The following is a 20,903-nucleotide window of genomic DNA, read 5'->3' on the forward strand; positions in this document are numbered from 1 at the left end:
GTCGCGTAGCCTGCGTTCGTGCGCAAGACGTGGCTTAGACATGGGGTGGTCGCGAGTGCGGTCGTGCTGACGGCGGCGCTGGCGGCGTGCGGAGACAGCGGGGGCGACTCGAACTCCGCCTCGGCCGGCAACAGCCAGAGCCAGGGCTCGAGCGAGGGATCGGAGCCGACGAGCGAGGGATCGCTGTCGGGCACGATGTCGGACTCGGAGCCGACCGACTCGGGCATGAGCGCGTCGGGGACCGGGACGACCGACCCTAGCGGCAGCGGCAGCGACAGCGAGACGCAGGGCGGCGGCGGCTCCGGCAACGAGACCGACGGCATGTCCTCGGGGACAGGTCAGGAGAGCCAGGGCGGCTCGGGCGGGTCGACTTCGACGTCGACCGGCGAGGTGCCCGGCACCACCGCCGAGCCGGTCGACTGCGAGGCGGCGATGAGCAAGGACGAGTGCGTCATGCTCGGCTGCCTGCCGATCGAGGGCCAGGCGTTCGAGTTCGACGGGGCGATCTGGTGCCTCAACGACCCGCTGAGCTTCCTCGGCTGTCTGCCGCAGATGGGCTGCGACGACGCGATCACGACCGTGTGCAAGGGGCAGAACATCTACCAGCTGCCCAGCGGTTGCTTCCCGGGCAGCTTCGAGGCCTGCGATCCGCCGCCCGACCCGGGCATGGACGGCTACCCGAGCTGCTGAAAATCCGGGCCGCAAACGCGAACGCGGCCGGCGGAGGTCCGTCGGCCGCGTTGCAGAAGGCACCGGCGAGGGTCAGTCGTTCGTGACCTGGGCGCGCATGTACTCGCGGTTGAGCAGCTCGATCGCGTCGAAGCTGATCTCCTTGGGGCAGGCCTCGGAGCACTCGCGGTGGTTGGTGCAGGCGCCGAAGCCCTCGCGGTCCATCTGCTCGACCATGCGGAGCACGCGGCCCCGGCGCTCGACCTGGCCCTGCGGCAGCTTGACGAGGTGGCCGACCTTGGCGCCGGTGAACAGCATCGCCGAGGCGTTGGGGCAGGCGGCCACGCAGGCGCCGCAGCCGATGCAGGCGGCGTAGTCCATCGCCTCGTCGGCGTTCTTCTTGCCGATCGGGGTGGCGTTGGCGTCGACGGTGACGCCGGTGTTGACCGACACGAAGCCGCCGGAGGCGACGATGCGGTCGAACGAGCCGCGGTCGACCACCAGGTCCTTGATCACCGGGAACGCCTTGGCGCGCCACGGCTCGATCGTGATGGTGTCGCCGTCCTTGTAGGTGCGCATGTGCAGCTGACAGGCCGTCGTGCCCTTGCGCGGGCCGTGCGGGCGGCCGTCGATCACCATCGAGCACGAGCCGCAGATGCCCTCGCGGCAGTCGTGGTCGAACGCGACCGGGTCCTGGCCGTCCTTCGTCAGCTTGGCGTTGAGCACGTCGAGCATCTCGAGGAACGACATGTGCTCGTTCACACCCTCGAGCTTGTAGGTCTGCATCGACCCGGGCGTGTCGGCGCTCCGCTGGCGCCAGATCTGCAGGGTGAGGGTCATCGTCTTCGACATATCAGGCGTAGCTCCGGGTCGCGAGCTTGACGTTCTTGAACTCGAGCGGCTCTTTGTTGAGCCGCGGCGCGCTGCCCTCGCCGGTGTACTCCCACACCGCGGCGTACGAGTAGTTGGCGTCGTCGCGCAGCGCCTCGCCGTCGGGGGTCTGGAACTCCTCGCGGAAGTGGCCGCCGCACGACTCGTTGCGCTCGAGCGCGTCGAGGCACATCAGCTCGCCGAACTCGAGGAAGTCGGCGACGCGGCCGGCCTTCTCGAGCCACGGGTTGAGCTCCTCGTTGGCGCCGGGGACCGCGACGTCGGACCAGAAGCGGGCCCGGATCTCGGGGATCTTCTGCAGCGCGACCTTGAGGCCCTCGGCGGTGCGGCCCATGCCGCAGTAGTCCCACATGACGAGGCCGAGCTCGCGGTGGAACTCGTCGACGGTGGTGCGGCCCTTGATGCCGAGCAGGCGACTCGTCTGCGCGCGCACGCCGGCGAGGCTGCGCTGCACCTCGGGGTGGTCGACCGTGATCTTCGGCAGCTTGGCCTGCGCGAGGTAGTTGCCGATGGTGTACGGGATGATGAAGTAGCCGTCGGCCAGGCCCTGCATCAGCGCGCTGGCGCCGAGGCGGTTGGCGCCGTGGTCGGAGAAGTTGGCCTCGCCGAGCACGTGCAGGCCGGGGATCGTGCTCATCAGGTTGTAGTCGACCCACAAGCCGCCCATCGTGTAGTGGACGGCGGGGAAGATCCGCATCGGCGTCTTGTAAGGATCTTCGCCGGTGATGCGCTCGTACATCTCGAACAGGTTGCCGTAGCGGTCGGCGACGACGTTCTGACCGAGGCGGCGGACGGCGTCGCCGAAGTCGAGGAACACGGCCATCTTGCTCGGGCCGACGCCGCGGCCCTCGTCGCACACGGCCTTGGCCGCGCGCGAGGCGACGTCGCGCGGGACGAGGTTGCCGAAGCTCGGGTAGCGGCGCTCGAGGTAGTAGTCGCGCTCGTCTTCGGGAATCTGCTCGGGGCGGCGGACGTCGCCCTTCTGCTTGGGCACCCACACGCGGCCGTCGTTGCGCAGCGACTCGGACATCAGGGTGAGCTTCGACTGGTAGTCGCCGCTGACCGGGATGCAGGTCGGGTGGATCTGCGTGAAGCAGGGGTTGGCGAACCCGGCGCCGCGCTTGTGGGCGCGGTAGCTCGCGGTGACGTTGCTGCCCTTGGCGTTCGTCGACAGGTAGAAGACGTTGCCGTAGCCGCCGGTGGCCAGCACGACCGCGTCGCCGACCCACCCGCGGGTCTCGCCGGTGACGAGGTTGCGGGTGATGATGCCGCGGGCCACGCCGTCGATGACGACCAGGTCGAGCATCTCGTGGCGGGCGTACATCTTGACCTTGCCGAGGCCGATCTGGCGCTCGAGCGCCTGGTAGGCGCCGAGCAGCAGCTGCTGGCCGGTCTGGCCGCGGGCGTAGAAGGTGCGCGAGACCTGGGCGCCGCCGAACGAGCGGTTGGACAGCAGGCCGCCGTACTCGCGGGCGAACGGGACGCCCTGGGCGACGCACTGGTCGATGATGTTCACGCTGATCTGCGCCAGGCGGTAGACGTTGGCCTCGCGCGCGCGGAAGTCACCGCCCTTCACCGTGTCGTAGAACAGGCGGTAGATGCTGTCGCCGTCGTTCTGGTAGTTCTTGGCGGCGTTGATGCCGCCCTGCGCGGCGATGCTGTGGGCCCGACGCGGGCTGTCCTGGAAGCAGAAGCAGTCGACGTTGTAGCCGAGCTCGGCCAGGCTGGCCGCCGCCGACGCGCCCGCGAGGCCGGTGCCGACGACGAGGATGTTGTACTTGCGCTTGTTGGCGGGGTTCACCAGCTTCATCTCGAAGCGGTGACGGTCCCACTTGCCCTCGATCGGGCCGTCCGGGATTTTGGCGTTGAGATCCATGGCGGTGCGGTGGAGCGAGGGGCGTTAGAGGTGGACGAGGCCGGCCTGGACGGCGATCGGGAAGGAGAGGTTGCCGAGCACGATGACGGCGGCGACGGCCCGGCCGATGTTGATGTTGCGCTCGCGCTCGGCTGTCCCCTTGGACAGGCCGAGGGTGTGCAGCATGCTGGCGACCGCGTGGCTGAGGTGCATCGCCAGCAGCAGCTGGGCGACGATGTACGTGCCGGCGATCAGCGGGTTCTGGAAGCCGCGCACGAACATGCTGTAGACGTCGTGGCGGACCAGCTCGGGCGGGAGCTTGGCGATCAGCTGCTCGTTGTCGTTGCGCACCCAGGTCTGGGTGGCGACGTCGAGGACCTCGTGCAGGTTGAAGTCGGCCGGGTTGGTGGCGCCGACGGTGAAGTGCAGCAGGTGGTAGACGATGAACGCCAGGACCACGAGGCCGCTCAGCAGCATGAAGCGGGCGGCGCTGCTGGTGACGCGGTAGCGCCGCGGCACCGCGTACGCCTGCGGGCGCGCGGCGTTGTTGAGCCCCTTGAGCCGCACGGCGGCCAGCACGTGCAGCACGAGGCTGACGAGCAGGACGGCGCGCACGCCCCAGAGCAGCGCAGGCGTGCCTTTGAGCGTCTGCGCGTAGTGATTCATGGTGTCGGGCCCGAGATAAATCTGCAGGTTGCCGAGCATGTGCACGACGAGGAACCCGACGAGGATCACGCCGGTCGTCGCCATGACGATCTTGGCGCCGATCGAGGATCGGGCGAGGGTGCTCAGGCGTCCGGGCCGCTTCGCGTCTGTCATGGGATTGTCCGGTTGGGGCCAGCTGGGCGACCAGGACGGAGGCGCGGGGTGCCGCGAGTCGCTACCCGCAGGACGCGGGAGCTAGCGCGGCGGAAGGCCGTTCCGGGCCTGGACGCAATGGGGCAGATAGCACAGTCGCACGGCGTTGGCTCCGTCAAAGCGCGGTCCGCGGTCGTGTGCATGCGCAAGCGCCAGCGCACCGCGCGGACCGCCGACGACGGTCGCCGCGGCCGGCCGCAGCCGCGGACGTGCCCCTCGCGCAAAACGGGCGCGCAGCGGCGAAAATTGGCCGACTCCGCGCGAGGACATGCAGCCTCGCGACTCGGCGGGCACCGGAGGCGTCCGCAGTCAGTGGACGCGGATGCGCTCGGCCGGGGTCCAGCTCAGCTCGAAGTGGCCGAGCATGACCGGCTCGTTGTGGCGGAGCCGGACGACGCTGTGCGACGGGCCCTCGGTCTCGTGGCCCGGGCGCACGCCGTTGGTGCTGGCGAGGTCGTAGACGAGGAGGGAGTTGGGGCCCTCCTCGGTGACGAGCGCATGGACGCGGGACAGGTTGCGGCCCGAGCCCGCGAGCGAACAGCGGTCGCTGTAGCGACCGATCAAGAGGCCGCGCTGCAGCTGCTCGCTGTCGACCTCGAGCTCGCGCGAGGCCTCGGCGCCGCGCTGGGACTTCGACTTCAGCGAGCGCAGGCGCAGGATGCCACGCGGCTGCGGACGGGCCTCGACGTCGATCGGACGGTAGCCGCCGAGCTGGGCGACGCTGGGCTCGGCCATCGCCGAGATGGCGAGACGGATGCCGCCGCCGTCGCGGTCGATGCCGGTGAGGCGCTGGAAGGCCTGATCGGTGGTGCCCTCGAGCAGCGACAGCCCCGCAGGGCCGCCGGGAAGCACGACCAGGCCGGTGCGTCCGAACGACAGCGCGACGTGCCCCAGCGCGGAGAAGCCGGGCACGCGCTTGCCGTCGGCGAGGACGATGCCGGCGCGGCCGCCGAGGTCGTAGCCCCGCAGACGCAGAGCGCCCTGGCCCGGCCACGCGGTGAGCAGGATGTGGCGGAGGCTGACGCGTGAGTCGTGCGGGATCGACAGGGTACAGCGGTTGTGACGGCCGAACACGAGGGCGTAGGGTAGGCTCTCGGGCCGGCGGATCGCGCGTTGGCCGACCGGGAAGCCGAGCTCGTTGGTGACGACCACCAGGGTGTCACCGGTCGGCGTGCTGCGGACCATCTCGGCGACCACCCCGCGAGCCCGCCCGAACACGTCGATGAGGTCGATCGGCCGCGTGTCGCCGCGCAGATCGGCGTCGATGTCGCGATCACTCTCGTCGTCGTCCGCGGCCAGGGGGCTCATCGCGCGGTCGTACGGGTCGGGCCGTTTGCTGCTCACGGACCAGCAGCGTAAGCGACGGTGGCCGCGAGCGCTATGCAACTGTCGCCGCCGGGCGGCTCAGGGCGCCTGGCAGCGCGGGCCGGGGGCGGAAACAGCCGAGCGGGCGAGGCCCGCGACGAGGGTCCGAGGTGCGCCGGCTCCGACGCCCGTGGCCCCACAATTCTCACGTCCCGCGACGGTTTATGCGCCCGATTCAGGAGCGCCGTCCAGACCTGTCCCAAGGGACGCTCGAGAGGTCTGGCGATGGCCTCAGGGCGGTGTGCAAGGCGCTGCGACACGGCGCTCGCATGTGAGCTCGCGTCCGTTGACCACCCGCATTTCGCGTGGTAGATGCCCGCCGCTTCTCGGATCTGCCAGCGCGCTCGTCAAAGCCGCCGGATTCTCTCGGGCCGAAGGACTTGCGGCCCCCCGGTGGCCCCGACCGCGCCAGTGCCAGCGCAACGCACCGCTCCGCCAGCCTCACGGGCCGCGGGCGGCACCCCGAACAAGCTCACGGCCCCATGCACGCACCTCTCTTCGCCGCAGCAGCCGCTCCCGTCGTCGACATCGACGGCACGTTCTTCATCCAGGCGGGCATCTTCTCCTGTTGATGGCGATCCTCTACCCGTTGCTGTTCAAGCCGTGGCTCGCCACGCAGGCGCGGCGCGAGCAGGCGATCACCGGTACGACGGCGGCGGCGACGGATCTCCGGGCCCGCGCCGACGAGGAGGGGCGCCGCTACGACAGCCGCCTGGCCGAGGCCCGCGCCCGCGCCGCCGGGATCCGCTCCGAGGCCGTGAAGGGCAGCGAGGGGGAGCGTCAGCGTCAGCTCGCCGAGGCGCGCGCCGCCGCGGGCGGCGAGTCCGAGGCCCTGCGCGAGCGCCTGAACCGCGAGGCCGAGGAGGCCCGCGCCACGCTGGCGACGCGGGTCGAGGAGCTCGCCCAGGATATCGCCACCAAGTTGCTCGGGAGGACGGTGTGACCGTGCGTCGCGCGCTTCATCCAATTCATGCGCTCACCAGCCTCGCCGTCGGTTCGTTCATCTGTCTGATCGGGCAGGTGGCGTCGGCGTCGCCCGCCGGCCACGAGCCGGTCGGTCACGAGGCCGCCGAGGCCGCCGCCGGGGCCGTCCACGCCGTCGAGCACGGGGCCCACCACGCGGGGATCACCTGGTTCAACTGGCCCAACCCCGCGGATCACCGGATCGGCCTGGTCTACCTGCTGATCAACTTCCTGGTGCTGGCGTTCCTGCTGCACCGCTTGATCATTCGCAAGCTGGTGGCCGACAACGCGGCGCGTCACGACGCGATCAAGGCCCAGGTCACGGCGGCGCAGCAGGCGATGTCCGAGGCCGAGTCGGTGCTCTCCGAGTACAAGCGGCGGGTCGACCGCCTCGACCAGGAGACGCGCGAGATCCTCGAGCAGGCCCGCGTCGGCGCCGAGGCCGACCGCCAGCGGCTGATGACCGAGGCGCGCGCCGAGGTCGAGCGCTTCAAGGCGCAGGCGATCGCGGCGGCGCAGCGCGAGGTCGCGGTGCGCAAGCAGGCGGTCGAGAACGAGGTCCTCGACCGCGCGATCGCCCGGGCCGAGGAGATTCTGCGCACCCGCTTCACCGACGCCGACCAGGCCCGACTGGTCGACGACTACGCGGTCGAGGTCGTGAACGGCCGCCCGGCGGCGTGACCGGCCCATTTCTCGGCCTCCGGGCCCCGACACCGAAACCACTCCAGGACGAGCCCTCATGATCCCCGGCAGCCTTGCCCGTCGTTACGCCCGCGCGCTCCTCCAGCTCGCGGACACGCCGATCCAGCGCGAGATCTTCGGCCGCGACATCGCCAGCTTCGTCCGTGTCGCCGCGGTCAACGAGCTCGACAAGCCGTCGTTGCTGACGGTGCTCGAGTCGGGCGCGTACCCGGTGCCCGAGCGCCGCGCGGTGCTGCAGAAGGTGCTCGAGCGCATGTCGCTCGACGCGACCGTCAGCAAGTTCCTGCTGTTCGTGTTCGAGCGCGGCCGGATCTCCGGCGCCTCGCAGATCGCCCGCCAGTACGCCGAGATGTCGGACGCGCTGTCGGGCCGCGTGCACGCCAAGCTGACCTCGGCGCGGCCGCTCCCGACCGACGCGGTCAACAAGATCAAGGCGGCGCTCGAGCGCGCCACCGGCAAGACCATCCTCCTCGAGTCCGCCGTCGACCCCGAGCTCATCGGCGGCGTCGTCACCCAGGTCGGCAGCGTCGTCTACGACGGCAGCCTGAAGACCCAGCTCGGCAACCTTCGTACCTCTCTCCGCGGCTAGCCTCCGGCTTCTCCGCGACACCGTCACCCCATCGATCCCAATTTCAGGTCCAGCCGCCCGGCGGACCGCGCGAGCGCACCATGGATATCAGAGCCGACGAGATCAGCCGCATCATCAAGGAGCAGATCCAGGGCTACGAGACCAAGGTCTCCGTCGAGGAGACCGGCACCGTCCTGACGGTGGGCGACGGCATCGCCCGCGTGTACGGCCTCGACCAGGCGATGGCCGGCGAGCTGCTCGAGTTCCCCCACGGCGTGAAGGGCATGATCCTGAACCTCGAGGAGGGCAACGTCGGCGTCGCGCTGCTCGGCAACGACCAGCTCATCAAAGAGGGCGACGCCGTCAAGCGCACCAAGCAGATCATGAGCGTGCCGGTCGGCGAGGCGCTGATCGGCCGCGTGGTGAACGCGATCGGCGAGCCGATCGACGGCGGCGCGCCGCTCACCGGCGTCGAGATGAAGGTCGTCGAGGTCAAGGCCCCCGGCATCATCACCCGCAAGTCGGTGCACGAGCCGATGCAGACCGGCCTCAAGGCCATCGACTCGATGATCCCGATCGGCCGCGGCCAGCGCGAGCTCATCATCGGCGACCGCCAGACCGGCAAGACCGCGATCGCGATCGACACGATCATCAACCAGAAGGGCCAGAACATGGTCTGCGTGTACGTGGCGATCGGTCAGAAGCAGTCGACCGTCGCCATGGTGGTCGACCGTCTGCGCCGCGAGGGCGCGATGGACTACACCATCGTCGTCGCCGCGACCGCGTCCGAGTCGGCGCCGCTGCAGTTCCTCGCGCCGTACACCGGCGTGACCATGGGCGAGTTCTTCCGCGACCGCGGCGGCCACGCGCTGCTGGTGTACGACGACCTGTCGAAGCAGGCCGTCGCGTACCGCCAGCTGTCGCTGCTGCTGCGCCGCCCGCCGGGCCGCGAGGCGTACCCGGGCGACGTGTTCTACCTCCACAGCCGCCTGCTCGAGCGCGCGTGCAAGCTGTCCGAGGCCGAGGGCGCGGGCTCGTTGACGGCGCTGCCGATCATCGAGACGCAGGCCGGCGACGTGTCGGCGTACATCCCGACCAACGTCATCTCGATCACCGACGGCCAGATCTTCCTCGAGTCGAACCTCTTCTATCAGGGCATCCGTCCCGCGGTGAACGTCGGCATCTCGGTGTCGCGCGTCGGTGGTGCGGCCCAGGTCGCGGCGATGCGCCGCTACGCCGGTCCGCTGCGCCTCTACCTCGCGCAGTACCGCGAGCTGGCCGCGTTCTCGCAGTTCGCGTCCGACCTCGACAAGGCCACGCGCGACACCCTGGCCCGCGGCCAGCGGCTCACCGAGCTGCTCAAGCAGGACCAGTACCAGCCGCTCTCGGTCGCCCAGCAGGTCATCTCGATCTTCGCCGGCACCCGCGGGCACCTCGACGAGCTCGAGCTGTCCGAGGTCCGCGACTTCGAGCGCAAGCTCCACGCGTGGATCAAGGACAACCGCGCCGACGTGCTCGACCAGGCCAACAAGGCCTCGAGCAAGACGGAGCTGGTCGAGCTCGACAACCTGCTCGAGACGACGATCAAGACCTTCAAGGCCGAGTACCTCCGCGACCCCGCGCGCAAGCAGAAGGCATGACATGGCCAACCTGAAGGAGATCCGGAACCGGATCACGTCGGTCAAGAACACGCGCAAGATCACCTCGGCGATGAGCCGAATCGCCGCGGCGCGCCTGGTGAAGGCGCAGCAGGCGGCGATGGGGGCGCGGCCGTACGGCGAGCGTCTCGATCAGGTGGTCGGCTCGCTGGTCGCCAGCCTCGGCAGCGGGGAAGGCGAGGGCGAGGCCGGCGAGGCGGACGCGGCGCACCCGCTGCTGCTGAAGCGCAGCGGCAACGGTCGCGTGGTGATCGTCCACATCACCGCGGACCGCGGCCTGGCGGGCGGCTTCAACGCCAACCTCAACCGCGCGGTCGGCAACTTCATCCGCAAGGAGCGCGAGGCCGGCAACGACGTCGTGCTACTGACGGTCGGCAAGAAGGGCCGCAGCTTCTTCCAGCACAGCGGGCAGAGGACGGTCCGGCACCACGACGCGCCGACGCTCGGCGACCTGGTCGTCAAGGCGAAGATGGTCGCGGCCGAGGTCATGGCCATGTTCACCGGCGGCAAGGAGGGCGGCGACACCGAGCTGCCGCAGGTCGACCGGGTGTACTTCGCGTACAACTACTTCAAGAACGTGCTGACGCAGCAGCCGAAGATCGAGGTGCTGCTGCCGTTCGAGTCGCGCGAGGTCGTCAACGACGAGCGCGTGCTGCCGGTGCTCGAGCCCGGGCGCGACGCGCTGCTCGGGCACTTGCTGCCGATCGCCGTCGAGTCGCGGCTGCAGCAGGCGTTCTTCAACTCGATCGCCGGCGAGATCGCCGCCCGTCGCACCGCGATGGACGCGGCGTCCGACAACGCGACCCAGCTCATCCGCGAGCTGACGCTGTTCTACAACCGCGAGCGCCAGGCCGCGATCACCAAGGAACTCATGGAGATCATCGGCGGCGCCGAGGCCCTCAAGGGCTAGACGGGCCAGCAGGCCCGAGCGCCTCTCGAAATTCCGCCAGTCTTCTCGGCCCGCCGGGCCGCCTCGGAGCACCATGTCGAATCTGCCGCCTCCGCCGTCCAACCCGCCGTCCAACCCCCTGGGTAAGGGCAGCATCTTCAACACCCCCGCGTCCTTCCTCGGCGGCGCCAAGCCGGCGAGCGGCACCCCGCCGCAGAGCGCGACGCCCGGCGTCAACACCGGCAAGATCACGCAGGTCATCGGCCCCGTGGTCGACGTCGAGTTCTCCGGCGTGCTGCCCGAGGTGTTCACCGCGCTGAAGGTGACCAACCCGCGCATCAACGACGGGGTCGACAACCTGACCCTCGAGGTCGCGCAGCACCTCGGCGAGCGCACGGTGCGTACGATCGCCATGGACACCACCGACGGCCTCGTCCGCGGCATGGACGTCCGCGACACCGGCAAGCCGATCATGATGCCGGTCGGCAAGGGCGTGCTGGGCCGCATCATGAACGTCACCGGCGACCCGGTCGACGAGCAGGGCCCGATCGAGGCGAGCGAGTTCCGCCCGATCCACCGCCACGCCCCGCCGTTCACCGAGCAGAGCACCAAGGCCGAGGTCCTGGTCACCGGCATCAAGGTCATCGACCTGCTCGCGCCCTACCGCCGCGGCGGCAAGATCGGCCTGTTCGGCGGCGCCGGCGTCGGCAAGACGGTGCTCCTGATGGAGCTCATCAACAACGTCGGCAAGAAGTTCGGCGGCTACTCGGTGTTCGCCGGCGTCGGCGAGCGCACCCGCGAGGGCAACGACCTGTACTTCGAGATGATGGAGTCCGACGTCATCAAGGCCGACTGGGACCACAAGACCCGCAAGGTCCACAAGGTCGACAGCGAGCACAGCAAGGTCGCGCTGGTCTACGGCCAGATGAACGAGCCCCCGGGCGCACGCGCCCGCGTGGCGCTGAGCGCCCTGGCCCAGGCGGAGTACTTCCGCGACGAGATGGGCCAGGACCTGATGCTCTTCATCGACAACATCTTCCGCTTCACGCAGGCGGGCTCCGAGGTGTCGGCGCTCCTCGGTCGTATCCCCAGCGCGGTCGGTTACCAGCCGACCCTGGCGACCGAGATGGGCGGCCTCCAGGAGCGCATCACGACCACCAGCAAGGGCTCGATCACCTCGGTGCAGGCGATCTACGTGCCCGCCGACGACCTCACCGACCCGGCGCCCGCGACCGCGTTCATCCACCTCGACGCGACCACGGTGCTCAGCCGCGCGCTGACCGAGATCGGCATCTACCCGGCCGTCGACCCGCTCGACTCGACGAGCACGATCCTCACCCCCGAGGTCGTCGGCAAGGAGCACTACGAGACCGCGCGCAAGGTCCAGCAGATCCTCCAGAAGTACAAGGAGCTGCAGGACATCATCAAGATCCTCGGCATGGACGAGCTCTCGGAAGAGGACAAGCTCACCGTCGCCCGCGCGCGCAAGATCCAGAAGTTCCTCAGCCAGCAGTTCGACGTCGCCAAGGTGTTCACCGGCAACGACGGCGTCCAGGTCGAGCTCGCCGACACGATCCAGAGCTTCCGCGAGATCGTCGAGGGCAAGCACGACAACCTGCCCGAGGACGCGTTCTACATGGTCGGCGGCATCGCCGACGCGATCGCCAAGGCCAAGCGCCTGGCGGACGAAGAGGCCAAGAAGGCCAAGGCCGCCGGCTGAGCCGGGAGTAACCCACCACCATGGCCGAGACCACGATTCAGCTCGACATCCTCACGCCGCTGGGCCCCAAGCGCCACGGCGTGGTGGTCCCCGGGGTCGAAGTCCCCGGCCTCCTCGGCGAGCTCGGCGTCCTGCCCGAGCACGTCCCGTTCATCACGCCCGTCGTCCCCGGCGTGGTCCGCTTCCGCGACGGCGGTGAGTCGGTCCGGATCGCCGTCGGCGCCGGCTTCCTCGAGGTCACCCGCGACAACCGCGTGGTCATCCTCGTCGAGCGCGCGCTCGAGGTGTCCGAGATCGACGCGAACAAGGCCCGCGAGGACCTCAAGCGCGTCCAGGCCGAGCTGTCGCACGACCTCGGCTCGATCGACGCGGCCGAGCACCGCAAGCTGGTCACCGAGCAAGGTTGGCTCGAGGCCCAGATCCGCGCGACCCAGCCCTGAAGGGTAGCGAGGCGAACGCAGAGACCGCGCGCGAGGCGACTCGCCGCGGTCTCTTTGCTTCGGGGTGCGGCCGCGGCTCTCGCTCGGCAACGCAGCTCGACTCGACGGGATCGAGCGGCTCGTCGCGCGCCGCTCGGTCGAAGACCTCGATGCTTCCCGTCCTGCGCCTCGGCCGAGGAATTCGATGGGCTGACACGAGCAGGAGTCAGGTCGAGCGAGCGCCGCAGTCACTGCCGGTCGTGCGCCCTGGGCCCGATGAGCCGAGGGGACGAGCCGGTGCGCGCGGAGTCTCGCCCGACGAAGGGCGGAGACAGCCCCGCAAGTCCAAGGCTCCCACGGCTTGCGTTCCGACGGCGCCGCGCGATGAGCGTGTCGCCGGTGCTCGTGGGGTGTCGTCGGGAGCCGCGGGAGGGCGGCCGAGTCGCGTTCCGATGCCATCGATGGCGCCGCGCGATGAGCGTGTCGCCGGTGCTCGTGGGGTGTCGTCGGGAGCCGCGGGAGGACGAGCAAGTCGCGGCTCGCGGGGCAGACACGAGCGAGCCCCCGCAAGACCTTTCAGACAGGTCTTCGGGGGCAGGTTCGTTGCGACAGGCGTGAAAGAACAGGTCCGCGGGAGCAGGTCCCGCGGGACAGGTCACTGCAGCGCGGCCGGCGAGGCCTCGACGACCGGGGCCGGGGCGCGGCGGACGCTGCGGGCGGGGGCGACGCGCTCGGGCACGTCCACGAGCCCGCGCAGGAGCTCCTGGACCAGGGCCTCGTAGCGCAGGCCGGCGGCGCGGGCGACCCGGGCGACCACGCCGGCGCGGCGCAGGTCGGGGCAGGGCTCGGCCTCGAGGATGACCTCGTTGTGGCGCGGGTGGACCAGGATGTCGACGCGCGCGGCCCCGCGAACCAGGCCGAGCGCGCGAGTGGCGTGCTCGGCGAGGTTGCCGATGCCCTTGAGCTGGCTGCGGGTGAGGCCGGGCGGGCAGGTCATGGCGCGGATCTGCGCCAGGTCGTCGGCCTCGCGCACGACCTCCATCGCGCCCAGGACCTTGCCGTGCAGCAGCACGACCTGGACTTCGCGGCCCAGGACCGCCCGCTCCAGCAGGAATTCGCCCTCGCCATCTGCAACCTCGGTGGCACCGGCGACGGCGTCGGCGTCGGTCAACAGGCGCACCCCGGCCGCGTGACTGCCGCGACGGGGCTTGAGGACGCAGGGCCAGCCGAGCAGGCCGAGGTCGTGACGGCTGGGGGGCTGTGCGCCGCCGAGGGCCAGCGTGGTGGGGACCGGGAGGCTGTGATAGGCCAAGATCTGGCGCGCCCGCAGCTTGTCGTAGGCGAGGCCGGTGGTCTGCGCCGAGGGGCCGACGAACGGGATCTTGCGCAGCTCGAGCAGGGCCTGGATCCGGCCGAGCCCGCCGGCGAGGCCGTGGGCGGCGAGCAAGCAGGCGCGCAGGCGGGTCCGCCGCAGGGTGACGTCGAGCGCGTCGTCGGCGGTCAGCGAGACGGGCACGAGGCCGAGCCGGCCCAGCGCTTCCGCAAGATCGCTGCCACTTTCGCGGTCGATTTGGCTATCATTGTCCGCGCCCACCGAGCGAGCGGTGGCGGTCGAGATCAGGACGCCGACGTTGTGCGCACGCATGTCGTCCGCGGCTAGCAGACTCCGACCTCGTCACGCAATCTTCTGCACAACTCTCCGTCGCCGTCGCCCGGCGCGCCGCAGTCGTACACATGACCTTCCTTGAAGCTGCGATCGAAGTCCTCCGCCACGAGCCCGAACCACTGCACTTCTCCGAGATCGTGAAGCGAGCCGTCGATCGCAATCTGCTCTCGCACGTGGGTCGTGATCCGGTCGCAGCGATGCAGGCGAGCCTCAACGCGGCCGTCCGCGGAGACAGCGCGCTGCTCGTGCGCAGCAAGCCGGGCTACTTCAGCTGCGCCCCGGCGCCACGCCGCCGCCCGCGGCCGAACCGCCGCCGGCCCCGGCCCCTCCGCCGGCCCCTCCACCGGCCCCTCCGCCGACCCTCGAGCTGCCCTTCGAGGCGCCGCCGCCTCCCGCGAAGAAGTCGAACGATGTCGAAGCTCTGCAGCCAAAAGTTGAAGCGAATCCGATGCTGACCGAAGACTCCCGTGACGAGGAAGAGACGAGCGAGGGCGCCGAGGAAGGGACGACCGAGGAGGGCGGCGGTCGACGCCGTCGCCGGCGGCGAGATCGATTCGGCGTCCGCGGCGAAGCTCCGGCCCCGCAACAGGTGGCGATCAAGCCGAGCCGCCGCGGGGTCGACACCGGCAAGCGCGCCGAGGTGCTGCAGCGCGTGACCCCTAACCTCGAGTTCGAGGCGCCCAAGGGCGCGGGCCTCGACGGCGTCACGGACGTGGCGGTGGTGATGGCGAACGCGATGTCGCGGCTCGCCGAGGAGCGTCCCGAGCTGCGCACCGAGCTGGAGAGCATGCAGCGTCCTCCTCCGCCGCCGCCGCCCGCGAGCCCGCCGGCGGTCGAGCACCGCAGCCTGCGGCGCCCGGGCCCGATCGGCGCCCCGCCGCCGCGGCAGCAACAGCAACAGCAGCAGACGCAGCCCCCGCCGCAAGCCGCGAGCGACGACGAGGATCGCCCGGGTCGCCGCCGTCGCCGTCGTCGCCGCCGTGGTCGCCGCAATGAGGGCGGGCTGAACGAGCTCCGCACGGTCCGCGACGAGGCCTCGGAGTCGCTGCTGCAGCAGGTCGCGCAGGTGATGACCGACGCCGGGCCGCGCTCGCTGCACATCCGCCAGATCGCCGAGACCCTCGCCGGCATGGGCGTGCTCGGCGGCGAGATCTCGGAGATCGAGCGCGCCGTGACGGCCGCGATCCTGCTCGACATCCGCCACGGCGGCCGCGCGTCGCGGTTTATCGCCCGCGGCGACGCGCGCTATCAACTGCACGCGAGCCGCGTGCCCCCGGCGGTCACCGCCGCCGAGCAGGCGCTGCACGCCGCCATCGCCGCGCTCAACAACGAGATCGCCAACGCGTTCGTGCAGTGGTTGCAGACGCTTGGGCCGCGAGGCCTCGAGGCCGTCGCACGGATCTGGCTGACCCGCGAGGGCTACCCGGTACTGGCGACGCTGCCCCCGAGCCGCGGGATCGCCAAGCTCGTGATCGGCGATGTCGAGGGCGAGCCCGACTCGGAGTCCGAGGAGGAGGAGACGAATCCGAAGCTGCTGGCGCTGATCCTGCCGCGTCGCGCGGGGATCGACGCGTCGGCGTGGGCGGGCGATCTCGAGCGGACGCAGGCGAGCGGCTGCCTGGTTTTCTGCATGGGGGACGCTCCGGCGGAGGCGCCGTGGGGCGACGCCCGAGTCGTCACGGCCAGCGAACTCGCCGCGTGGCTGCGCACCCAGGGCGTCGGCATCAGCCCGTTGCCGGTGGCGATCGGCGCGCTCGATCCGACCGTGCTCGAGTCGATCAGTGGCCTCGACACCTGAATCACTGCGCGCCGTGTGGCTCGGCCGCATGGGCTTCGAAGAGGCGCTGGCGCTGCAGCTGGCTGCGCGCGAGCGCGTGATCGCGGGCGAGCCCGGGGTGCTGTTCCTGGTCGAGCACCCGCCGGTGCTGACGCTGGGCCGCCGCGGCCGACGCGAGGACATCCTGTGGTCGGAGGAGCAGCGCGCGGCCGCGGGCGTGACGGTCTGCGAGGCGCCGCGCGGCGGCGAAGTGACGCTGCACGGGCCGGGGCAGCTGGTGGCCTATCCGATCGTGGCGGTGGGCCGGCGGATCCGCGAGCACATCGTGCGCCTCGGAGACGTGGCGATCGCGGTCCTCGGCGAGCTCGGGGTCGACGGCTGCGAGTTCCGCATGGAGCACCCAGGCGTGTGGCGCGGATCCGAGAAGCTGGCGTCGATCGGGATCCACGTGAGCCGTGGCGTGGCGGTCCAGGGGATCTCGATCAACCTCGCGGTCGACCCCGAGCTGTTCGGCGCGCTGGTGTCGTGCGGGCTGCACGGCGTGACCGTGACCAGCGCGGTCGCGGTCGGCGGGCGAGCGACCTCCATCGAGGCGGCCGCACGCCGCTTCGCGGCCGTCTACGCGGCGCAGTTGGGCCTGCCGCTGGTCTGGGAGGGCGTGGAGGGGTATGGTAGCGATCGACGATGATCCGACTCCGCGCGGCGCTCGCCCTCGTCCTGTTCGCCTCGGCGTGCGGTGAATCGGACGGCGGCCGCTACCCGGTACGGCTGAGCCTGGCGCTGCCGGGGGAGGCCGCAGACCTCGAGAGCCCGGTGTCGGAGGCGTTGCAGGTCGCGTTGCGCGACAGCGCGATCTTCGCCCCGGACGGCGCGTCCGGCTCCACGGTCCACGGCGAGGCGACGCTGACCCGTGAGGCCGCCGAGGCGCCGTGGATCCTCCACGTGGGCATGGCAGTGCCCGACGACCTGCGCTCGAAGTTCGCGGTGTCGGCGATCACGAGCTCGGCCTCGGCCGGCACCGACGCGTTCCGCCCGTCACCCGAGGCGCTGGCGGAGGCGGCGCGACGGGCGATCACGGGGCTCGAGGCGCAGTGTCGGCTGGCCCGCGGCGACGCCAGCGGGCTCGAGGTGCTGCTGTCGTCCGGCGAGCCGTCGCAGATCCTGGTGGCGCTCCGCTACGTGAGCGACCGCGAAGCGAGGGAACACGCCGGCCGGCTGTTGCCGCTCCTGCGCAGCGAGGACACACGCGTGCGCATGGCGGTGCTCGACGTCCTCGGCACGGTGGGGACTTTCGACCACGCTGCGGCGATCGTGCGCGAGGTGCATCGTCTGGACCCAGGGGCCACGCGCGAGGCCTATCGGGCCCTGGCGCGCCTCGGCGGGACCGATGCCGTCGGTTTCCTGCGATTCGCGGCGGCCAACGAGGATGATCCCGAGCTGCGCGCGGAGGCGGAGCGTGCGCTTTCATCGGCGCTGTCCGGAAAGCCGCCGAGTGCCGCGGAGGTCCCGCGTGGTGTAGATCTTCCGAAGTTAGCGCGAGGGCACCGGCAATGACGCTCGCTCACATCCGTGCGGTCCTGATCTGTCTCACCGGCGTGCTGGCCGCGACGCCGGCCCGGGCGCAGGAGCCCTCACCAGCACCCGCACCGGCTGCAGCTTCGGCTCCCGCGCCTGCTGCTCCCGCGCCCGCTGCTCCCGAGACCGTGGCGACCCCGAGCGCGACGCCGGAGGCCGGTGTGCCGGTGCCGCCGCCGTCCGCGACGCCCCCGCCAGTCGCCCCGCCAGTCTCTGCGCCGCCGACCCCCGCGCCCTCGACCGGAGCGGCCGCGACTCCGTCGGCGCCGGGCGCCGCGCCCTCGTTCGACTGGGGCGGGCGTCAGGTCGAGCCTCTGCCGGCGCCGCCGGCCCCGGCCGATCCAGCGAAGATCCGGCGCGACTCCTGGCGCGGCCGCTTCTGGATCGCGCCGCGGCTCCTCATCACGGGACCTATCGGCGGCGACAAGCCGGCCCGGCCGACGCTGCTGACGATCGGCGGCGGCTTCGACTTCGGCGTGCGCCTCAACAACCGCCTCGGCTTCGGCATGGGCCTGTCGGGTCAGACGCACACCAGCATCCGCACGACGCTGCCCGGCACCACCGACAAGACCATCAAGAACGGCGGGATGTTCTTCTTCGACCCGGTGTTCGTCCGGGTATACTTCCTGAAGAAGCGCTTCCAGCCGCTGCTCGAGTTCGGCGTCGGCTACGCCCGCGCCAAGATGCCGCTCGGCGACGTCCTTCACGGGGCCCAGATCCGCGCCGGCCTCGGCTTCGACGCGTGGGTGTCGAGCCAGGTGACGATCGGCTTCACGACCGTGTACCGGATGATCGCGCTCAACATGCCGAAGGACGGCATCACCCCGGCGCACTGGGAAGTCGGCCACGCGCTGCAGGGCGCGCTGCAGCTCGGACTTCACTGGTAGCCCGGGAGCCTGGCTGCGGCGGTCCTCGCCAGCGGCTCCGGGGCGCGGACGAACGACGGCGCCTCTGCAAAAATTCAGCGAGCGCCGAGGACGGCCCCGCGTTCGCCGAGGTCGGCCAACAGCACGCTGACGCGGCCGAGGAGTTCGCCGTCGAGCGCGCTGCCGGTGGCCGCAGCAGCCTCGCGGACGGCCTGCTCGACGGTGGTGCCGCGGACCAGCAGCGCGTCGAGCAAGGCCTCGGCCAGCGGGCTCAGGTGCAGGGTGCGGACCGCGTGCTCGCGGTCGCGGTAGAGCAGCAGGGCGGTCGGCTCCCGGCGGGGGGCGGCGTCGGGTTCGTCCGTCAGCTCGTGAACGGCAAAGTCGAATCGACCCAGACGTGCGCTCGGATCGAACTCGAGGCGAGCGTCGAGGGCGAAGGGGCGCGGGTCTGCAGGCGGGCGCAGCGGCGCAGCTCCGACCTCGTGGGTCAGGAGCTCTTGGCGCGCGAGGTCGCCGAGCCAGGCTGGCGCTTGGGGCATGCCCGCGGGGACATGTTCGATCGACCAGCGAGGTGCTGCCCAGGTGGCGAACTCGCCGGGCAGGTCGCGGAGGAGGCGAGAGCGCGGGCCGAGCTCGGCGAGCCAGGCGTCGGCGTCGGCGTCGAAGACGGCCTGGCCGCGGGCCGCAGCGGTGCGCGGCAACAGGTCGGCGAGCACGCCCCGCACCTGGCGGCGAATGAGCTGGCGGTAGACCAGCAATCGCTCGGGGTCGACCCCGGCCAGCGAAGCGATGGCCGCCGGACCGACGCCCCGCTCGCGCAAGAACTCGGACAGCTCGGCGCCCGTGCCCGGATCGAGGTCGAGGTCGACGATCAGCCGGGAGAGCGCGCGCTGAATGTCGTCGAGGTCGGGGCTCGCGTCGGGCTCGAAGGTTTCAAGCCCCGGTGAGGTGCCGGCGGTCTGCGGGAGGCCGGCGGTATGCATGTCCTCGGGGACATGTGCCGAGTGACTCGCCGTGCAATCTTCGAGCACGGGTTGCATGGCAGCCGCGGGATATTTTGGACGCATGTCCCCGCGGGCGTGTTCCGTTTGACGTGCCGTGGCGAGCTCGAGCGCGACCTGCTCGGCCTCGGAGGGAGGAGCGGGCCACATGTCCCTGAGGACATGCTCGGTACGACCTGCCGTGGCGAGCTCGAGCGTGACATGCCCGGCTGCCGAGGGAGGACCCGACCGCATGTCTTTGAGGACATGTTCCGCTTGACTCGCCGTGGAGTCCTCCTGGACATGTTCGTGCGACCCGGTCGCTCGTTCGGCCAGCGCGGCGTCGTAGATCGCCGCCAGCTCGCGGACCTCTGCCACCAGCTCGGCGTATTGCGGGATGTTGTGGTCGCGCTCGTAGAGGACGGGCAGGGGGCCGAGGCGGGTGACGACGCGGCCCATCAGGGTCCGCACCGCTGGGGGCACCGGGGCGCCGTGGGTGTCGATGACGAGGCCGCCGAGGTGCGGGCGGACCTCGCCGCCGGCGACGTGGAGGCGGACGACGCGATCGAGCGGCAGGTCGGCGACGAAGGCGTCGGCGTCGAAGCCGTGGTTGGTGGCGTTGACGACGACGTTGTTGACGTCGAGCAGCAGGCCGGCGTCGGCGCGCTCGAGCACCTCGTGGAGGAACTCGAGCTCGCGGGCCGCCAGAGCGGCGCCGCGATCGGCCCCGGGCTGGGCGCCGGCTGCCGCGTAGTAGCTGATGTTCTCGAGCGCGAGCGGCCGCGCCAGAGCGTCCTGGGCCCGGCGGATCTGGTCGGCGACCTGCTGAGCCGCGCGCCTGGAGAACGGCAGCGGCAGGAGGTCGTGCAGGCACACGCCGTCGCGGCCCGTCCAGCACAGGTGATCGGTGTGCTCGGCGACGCCGAGCGCGTCGAGGAAGGCGCGCAGCTCGGCGAGGTAAGCGTCGTCGAGGCCGGTCGCGGCCCCGACGTTGAGCATGAGGCCGTGCGTGAGCAGCGGGCGGCGCTCGGCGATGGTCGCCAGAGCGGCCGGGAAGTAGCCGCCGCGGCGCATGTAGTTCTCGGGCGAGATCTCGAAGAACGCGATCGCGGGGTCGACGGGCGCGGCCAAGGCCTCGTCGAGGAACGCCCAGCGCAAGCCGAGGCCGATGCCGGTCGGACGGTTCATCGTCGCCTCATGCGATCGGGTCGAAGGGACAGGTCACAGACGACGGCTGGGGTGCGTGCACGATCGGGTCGAAGAGACCGGTCACAGGCCGGACTGACGCGAACGACCGGACGGGTGCGCGCACGGGCTGGTCGAAGGGACAGGCCACAGGCCAAACTGACGCGGACGACCGGACGGGGGCGCGCACGGGCTGGTCGAAGGGACAGGTCACAGGCCGGACTGACGCGGACGACCGGACGGGTGCGACAGTCTGGTCGAAAGGACAGGTCGCTGGCAGGATTGACGTGGACGACC

At 71.0% G+C, this 20,903-nt stretch carries 20 protein-coding genes; 13 read left to right on the forward strand and 7 right to left on the reverse strand.

Annotated features, from left to right (window positions below; genetic code table 11):
* Nucleotides 1-18: 18 nt before the first annotated feature.
* Nucleotides 19-690 carry a hypothetical protein gene (locus tag OV079_RS11015; protein ID WP_267768085.1) on the forward strand — a complete coding sequence of 224 codons (672 nt, stop codon included), beginning with the start codon at nucleotides 19-21 and terminating at the stop codon, nucleotides 688-690.
* A gap of 72 nt (nucleotides 691-762) precedes the next feature.
* On the opposite strand, the gene OV079_RS11020 is transcribed toward OV079_RS11015, so the two are convergent.
* The 4 genes from OV079_RS11020 to OV079_RS55755 all read right to left on the reverse strand — a co-directional run bounded on the left by OV079_RS11020 (nucleotide 763) and on the right by OV079_RS55755 (nucleotide 5,617).
* Complete coding sequence (locus OV079_RS11020) at nucleotides 763-1,509, reverse strand: succinate dehydrogenase/fumarate reductase iron-sulfur subunit (protein ID WP_267768087.1); 747 nt, start codon at nucleotides 1,507-1,509, stop codon at nucleotides 763-765.
* A 13-nt stretch (nucleotides 1,510-1,522) separates the two neighbouring features.
* Nucleotides 1,523-3,436 carry a fumarate reductase/succinate dehydrogenase flavoprotein subunit gene (locus OV079_RS11025; RefSeq protein ID WP_267768088.1) on the reverse strand — a complete coding sequence of 638 codons (1,914 nt, stop codon included), beginning with the start codon at nucleotides 3,434-3,436 and terminating at the stop codon, nucleotides 1,523-1,525.
* A 24-nt stretch (nucleotides 3,437-3,460) separates the two neighbouring features.
* The gene (locus OV079_RS11030; RefSeq protein ID WP_267768089.1) at nucleotides 3,461-4,234 is read right to left on the reverse strand and encodes a succinate dehydrogenase cytochrome b subunit; all 774 of its coding nucleotides are present in this window, start codon (nucleotides 4,232-4,234) and stop codon (nucleotides 3,461-3,463) included.
* A 348-nt stretch (nucleotides 4,235-4,582) separates the two neighbouring features.
* A complete protein-coding gene (locus OV079_RS55755; RefSeq protein WP_224192706.1) occupies nucleotides 4,583-5,617 on the reverse strand; it encodes an FHA domain-containing protein in 1,035 nt (344 codons plus the stop codon).
* 592 nt (nucleotides 5,618-6,209) lie between these two features.
* Between OV079_RS55755 and OV079_RS11040 the strand changes: the two genes are divergently transcribed.
* From OV079_RS11040 to atpC, 7 genes are all read left to right on the forward strand, one after another.
* Nucleotides 6,210-6,581: a F0F1 ATP synthase subunit B family protein gene (locus OV079_RS11040; protein WP_267768091.1), complete on the forward strand. Its 372-nt coding sequence runs from the start codon at nucleotides 6,210-6,212 to the stop codon at nucleotides 6,579-6,581.
* A gap of 77 nt (nucleotides 6,582-6,658) precedes the next feature.
* Nucleotides 6,659-7,282 carry an ATP synthase F0 subunit B gene (locus OV079_RS11045; RefSeq protein ID WP_267768093.1) on the forward strand — a complete coding sequence of 208 codons (624 nt, stop codon included), beginning with the start codon at nucleotides 6,659-6,661 and terminating at the stop codon, nucleotides 7,280-7,282.
* A gap of 58 nt (nucleotides 7,283-7,340) precedes the next feature.
* Entirely contained in the window at nucleotides 7,341-7,892 is a 552-nt protein-coding gene (gene atpH / locus OV079_RS11050) for an ATP synthase F1 subunit delta (protein ID WP_267768095.1), read from the forward strand.
* 80 nt (nucleotides 7,893-7,972) lie between these two features.
* Nucleotides 7,973-9,511, forward strand: coding sequence for a F0F1 ATP synthase subunit alpha (gene atpA, locus OV079_RS11055; RefSeq protein WP_267768096.1), 1,539 nt, complete (start codon nucleotides 7,973-7,975; stop codon nucleotides 9,509-9,511).
* A 1-nt stretch (nucleotide 9,512) separates the two neighbouring features.
* Nucleotides 9,513-10,439: an ATP synthase F1 subunit gamma gene (gene atpG / locus OV079_RS11060; RefSeq protein ID WP_267768098.1), complete on the forward strand. Its 927-nt coding sequence runs from the start codon at nucleotides 9,513-9,515 to the stop codon at nucleotides 10,437-10,439.
* Nucleotides 10,440-10,512: 73 nt separating this feature from the next.
* Nucleotides 10,513-12,138: a F0F1 ATP synthase subunit beta gene (gene atpD, locus OV079_RS11065; protein ID WP_267768100.1), complete on the forward strand. Its 1,626-nt coding sequence runs from the start codon at nucleotides 10,513-10,515 to the stop codon at nucleotides 12,136-12,138.
* A gap of 20 nt (nucleotides 12,139-12,158) precedes the next feature.
* Nucleotides 12,159-12,578, forward strand: a complete 420-nt coding sequence (gene atpC / locus OV079_RS11070; protein ID WP_267768102.1) for an ATP synthase F1 subunit epsilon — start codon at nucleotides 12,159-12,161, stop codon at nucleotides 12,576-12,578.
* 634 nt (nucleotides 12,579-13,212) lie between these two features.
* Here atpC and OV079_RS11075 read toward each other — a convergent pair.
* Both OV079_RS11075 and OV079_RS11080 read right to left on the reverse strand, forming a co-directional pair.
* Nucleotides 13,213-14,202: a D-alanine--D-alanine ligase family protein gene (locus OV079_RS11075; protein WP_267768104.1), complete on the reverse strand. Its 990-nt coding sequence runs from the start codon at nucleotides 14,200-14,202 to the stop codon at nucleotides 13,213-13,215.
* An 11-nt stretch (nucleotides 14,203-14,213) separates the two neighbouring features.
* The gene (locus tag OV079_RS11080) at nucleotides 14,214-14,396 is read right to left on the reverse strand and encodes a hypothetical protein (RefSeq protein WP_267778872.1); all 183 of its coding nucleotides are present in this window, start codon (nucleotides 14,394-14,396) and stop codon (nucleotides 14,214-14,216) included.
* On the opposite strand from OV079_RS11080, the gene OV079_RS57655 reads away from it, so the two are divergent.
* The 5 genes from OV079_RS57655 to OV079_RS11105 are packed head-to-tail and all read left to right on the forward strand — an operon-like array spanning nucleotide 14,343 to nucleotide 18,462.
* The gene (locus OV079_RS57655) at nucleotides 14,343-14,678 is read left to right on the forward strand and encodes an HTH domain-containing protein (RefSeq protein ID WP_267778508.1); all 336 of its coding nucleotides are present in this window, start codon (nucleotides 14,343-14,345) and stop codon (nucleotides 14,676-14,678) included. The two genes, OV079_RS11080 and OV079_RS57655, sit on opposite strands and share 54 nt — an antisense overlap.
* Nucleotides 14,672-16,021, forward strand: coding sequence for a hypothetical protein (locus OV079_RS11090; protein ID WP_267768105.1), 1,350 nt, complete (start codon nucleotides 14,672-14,674; stop codon nucleotides 16,019-16,021). Before OV079_RS57655 ends, OV079_RS11090 begins: the two co-directional genes overlap by 7 nt.
* 13 nt (nucleotides 16,022-16,034) lie before the next feature.
* A complete protein-coding gene (lipB, locus tag OV079_RS11095; protein ID WP_267768106.1) occupies nucleotides 16,035-16,688 on the forward strand; it encodes a lipoyl(octanoyl) transferase LipB in 654 nt (217 codons plus the stop codon).
* Nucleotides 16,685-17,554, forward strand: coding sequence for a HEAT repeat domain-containing protein (locus tag OV079_RS11100; RefSeq protein ID WP_267707387.1), 870 nt, complete (start codon nucleotides 16,685-16,687; stop codon nucleotides 17,552-17,554). The genes lipB and OV079_RS11100 overlap by 4 nt, the downstream gene beginning before the upstream one ends.
* A complete protein-coding gene (locus OV079_RS11105; protein WP_267768107.1) occupies nucleotides 17,551-18,462 on the forward strand; it encodes a hypothetical protein in 912 nt (303 codons plus the stop codon). Before OV079_RS11100 ends, OV079_RS11105 begins: the two co-directional genes overlap by 4 nt.
* A 74-nt stretch (nucleotides 18,463-18,536) precedes the next feature.
* On the opposite strand, the gene OV079_RS11110 is transcribed toward OV079_RS11105, so the two are convergent.
* Entirely contained in the window at nucleotides 18,537-20,609 is a 2,073-nt protein-coding gene (locus OV079_RS11110) for an MbnB/TglH/ChrH family RiPP precursor modification enzyme (RefSeq protein ID WP_267768108.1), read from the reverse strand.
* Between the last annotated feature and the right edge of the window lie 294 nt (nucleotides 20,610-20,903).

Origin of the sequence: Nannocystis pusilla, assembly GCF_026626665.1 — a bacterium.
GTDB lineage: Bacteria > Myxococcota_A > Polyangia > Nannocystales > Nannocystaceae > Nannocystis > Nannocystis pusilla.

What these genes read in the sequence shown, in the direction of transcription:
- OV079_RS11090 (WP_267768105.1), top strand. Translation starts at nt 14,672, where the DNA reads ATGCTGACCGAAGACTCCCGTGACGAGGAAGAGACGAGCGAGGGCGCC.
- atpG (WP_267768098.1), top strand. Translation starts at nt 9,513, where the DNA reads ATGGCCAACCTGAAGGAGATCCGGAACCGGATCACGTCGGTCAAGAAC.
- atpC (WP_267768102.1), top strand. Translation starts at nt 12,159, where the DNA reads ATGGCCGAGACCACGATTCAGCTCGACATCCTCACGCCGCTGGGCCCC.
- OV079_RS11100 (WP_267707387.1), top strand. Translation starts at nt 16,685, where the DNA reads ATGATCCGACTCCGCGCGGCGCTCGCCCTCGTCCTGTTCGCCTCGGCG.
- atpH (WP_267768095.1), top strand. Translation starts at nt 7,341, where the DNA reads ATGATCCCCGGCAGCCTTGCCCGTCGTTACGCCCGCGCGCTCCTCCAG.
- OV079_RS11040 (WP_267768091.1), top strand. Translation starts at nt 6,210, where the DNA reads ATGGCGATCCTCTACCCGTTGCTGTTCAAGCCGTGGCTCGCCACGCAG.
- atpD (WP_267768100.1), top strand. Translation starts at nt 10,513, where the DNA reads ATGTCGAATCTGCCGCCTCCGCCGTCCAACCCGCCGTCCAACCCCCTG.
- OV079_RS11075 (WP_267768104.1), bottom strand. Translation starts at nt 14,202, where the DNA reads ATGCGTGCGCACAACGTCGGCGTCCTGATCTCGACCGCCACCGCTCGC.
- OV079_RS11020 (WP_267768087.1), bottom strand. Translation starts at nt 1,509, where the DNA reads ATGACCCTCACCCTGCAGATCTGGCGCCAGCGGAGCGCCGACACGCCC.
- atpA (WP_267768096.1), top strand. Translation starts at nt 7,973, where the DNA reads ATGGATATCAGAGCCGACGAGATCAGCCGCATCATCAAGGAGCAGATC.
- OV079_RS11110 (WP_267768108.1), bottom strand. Translation starts at nt 20,609, where the DNA reads ATGAACCGTCCGACCGGCATCGGCCTCGGCTTGCGCTGGGCGTTCCTC.
- OV079_RS11030 (WP_267768089.1), bottom strand. Translation starts at nt 4,234, where the DNA reads ATGACAGACGCGAAGCGGCCCGGACGCCTGAGCACCCTCGCCCGATCC.
- OV079_RS11105 (WP_267768107.1), top strand. Translation starts at nt 17,551, where the DNA reads ATGACGCTCGCTCACATCCGTGCGGTCCTGATCTGTCTCACCGGCGTG.
- OV079_RS11025 (WP_267768088.1), bottom strand. Translation starts at nt 3,436, where the DNA reads ATGGATCTCAACGCCAAAATCCCGGACGGCCCGATCGAGGGCAAGTGG.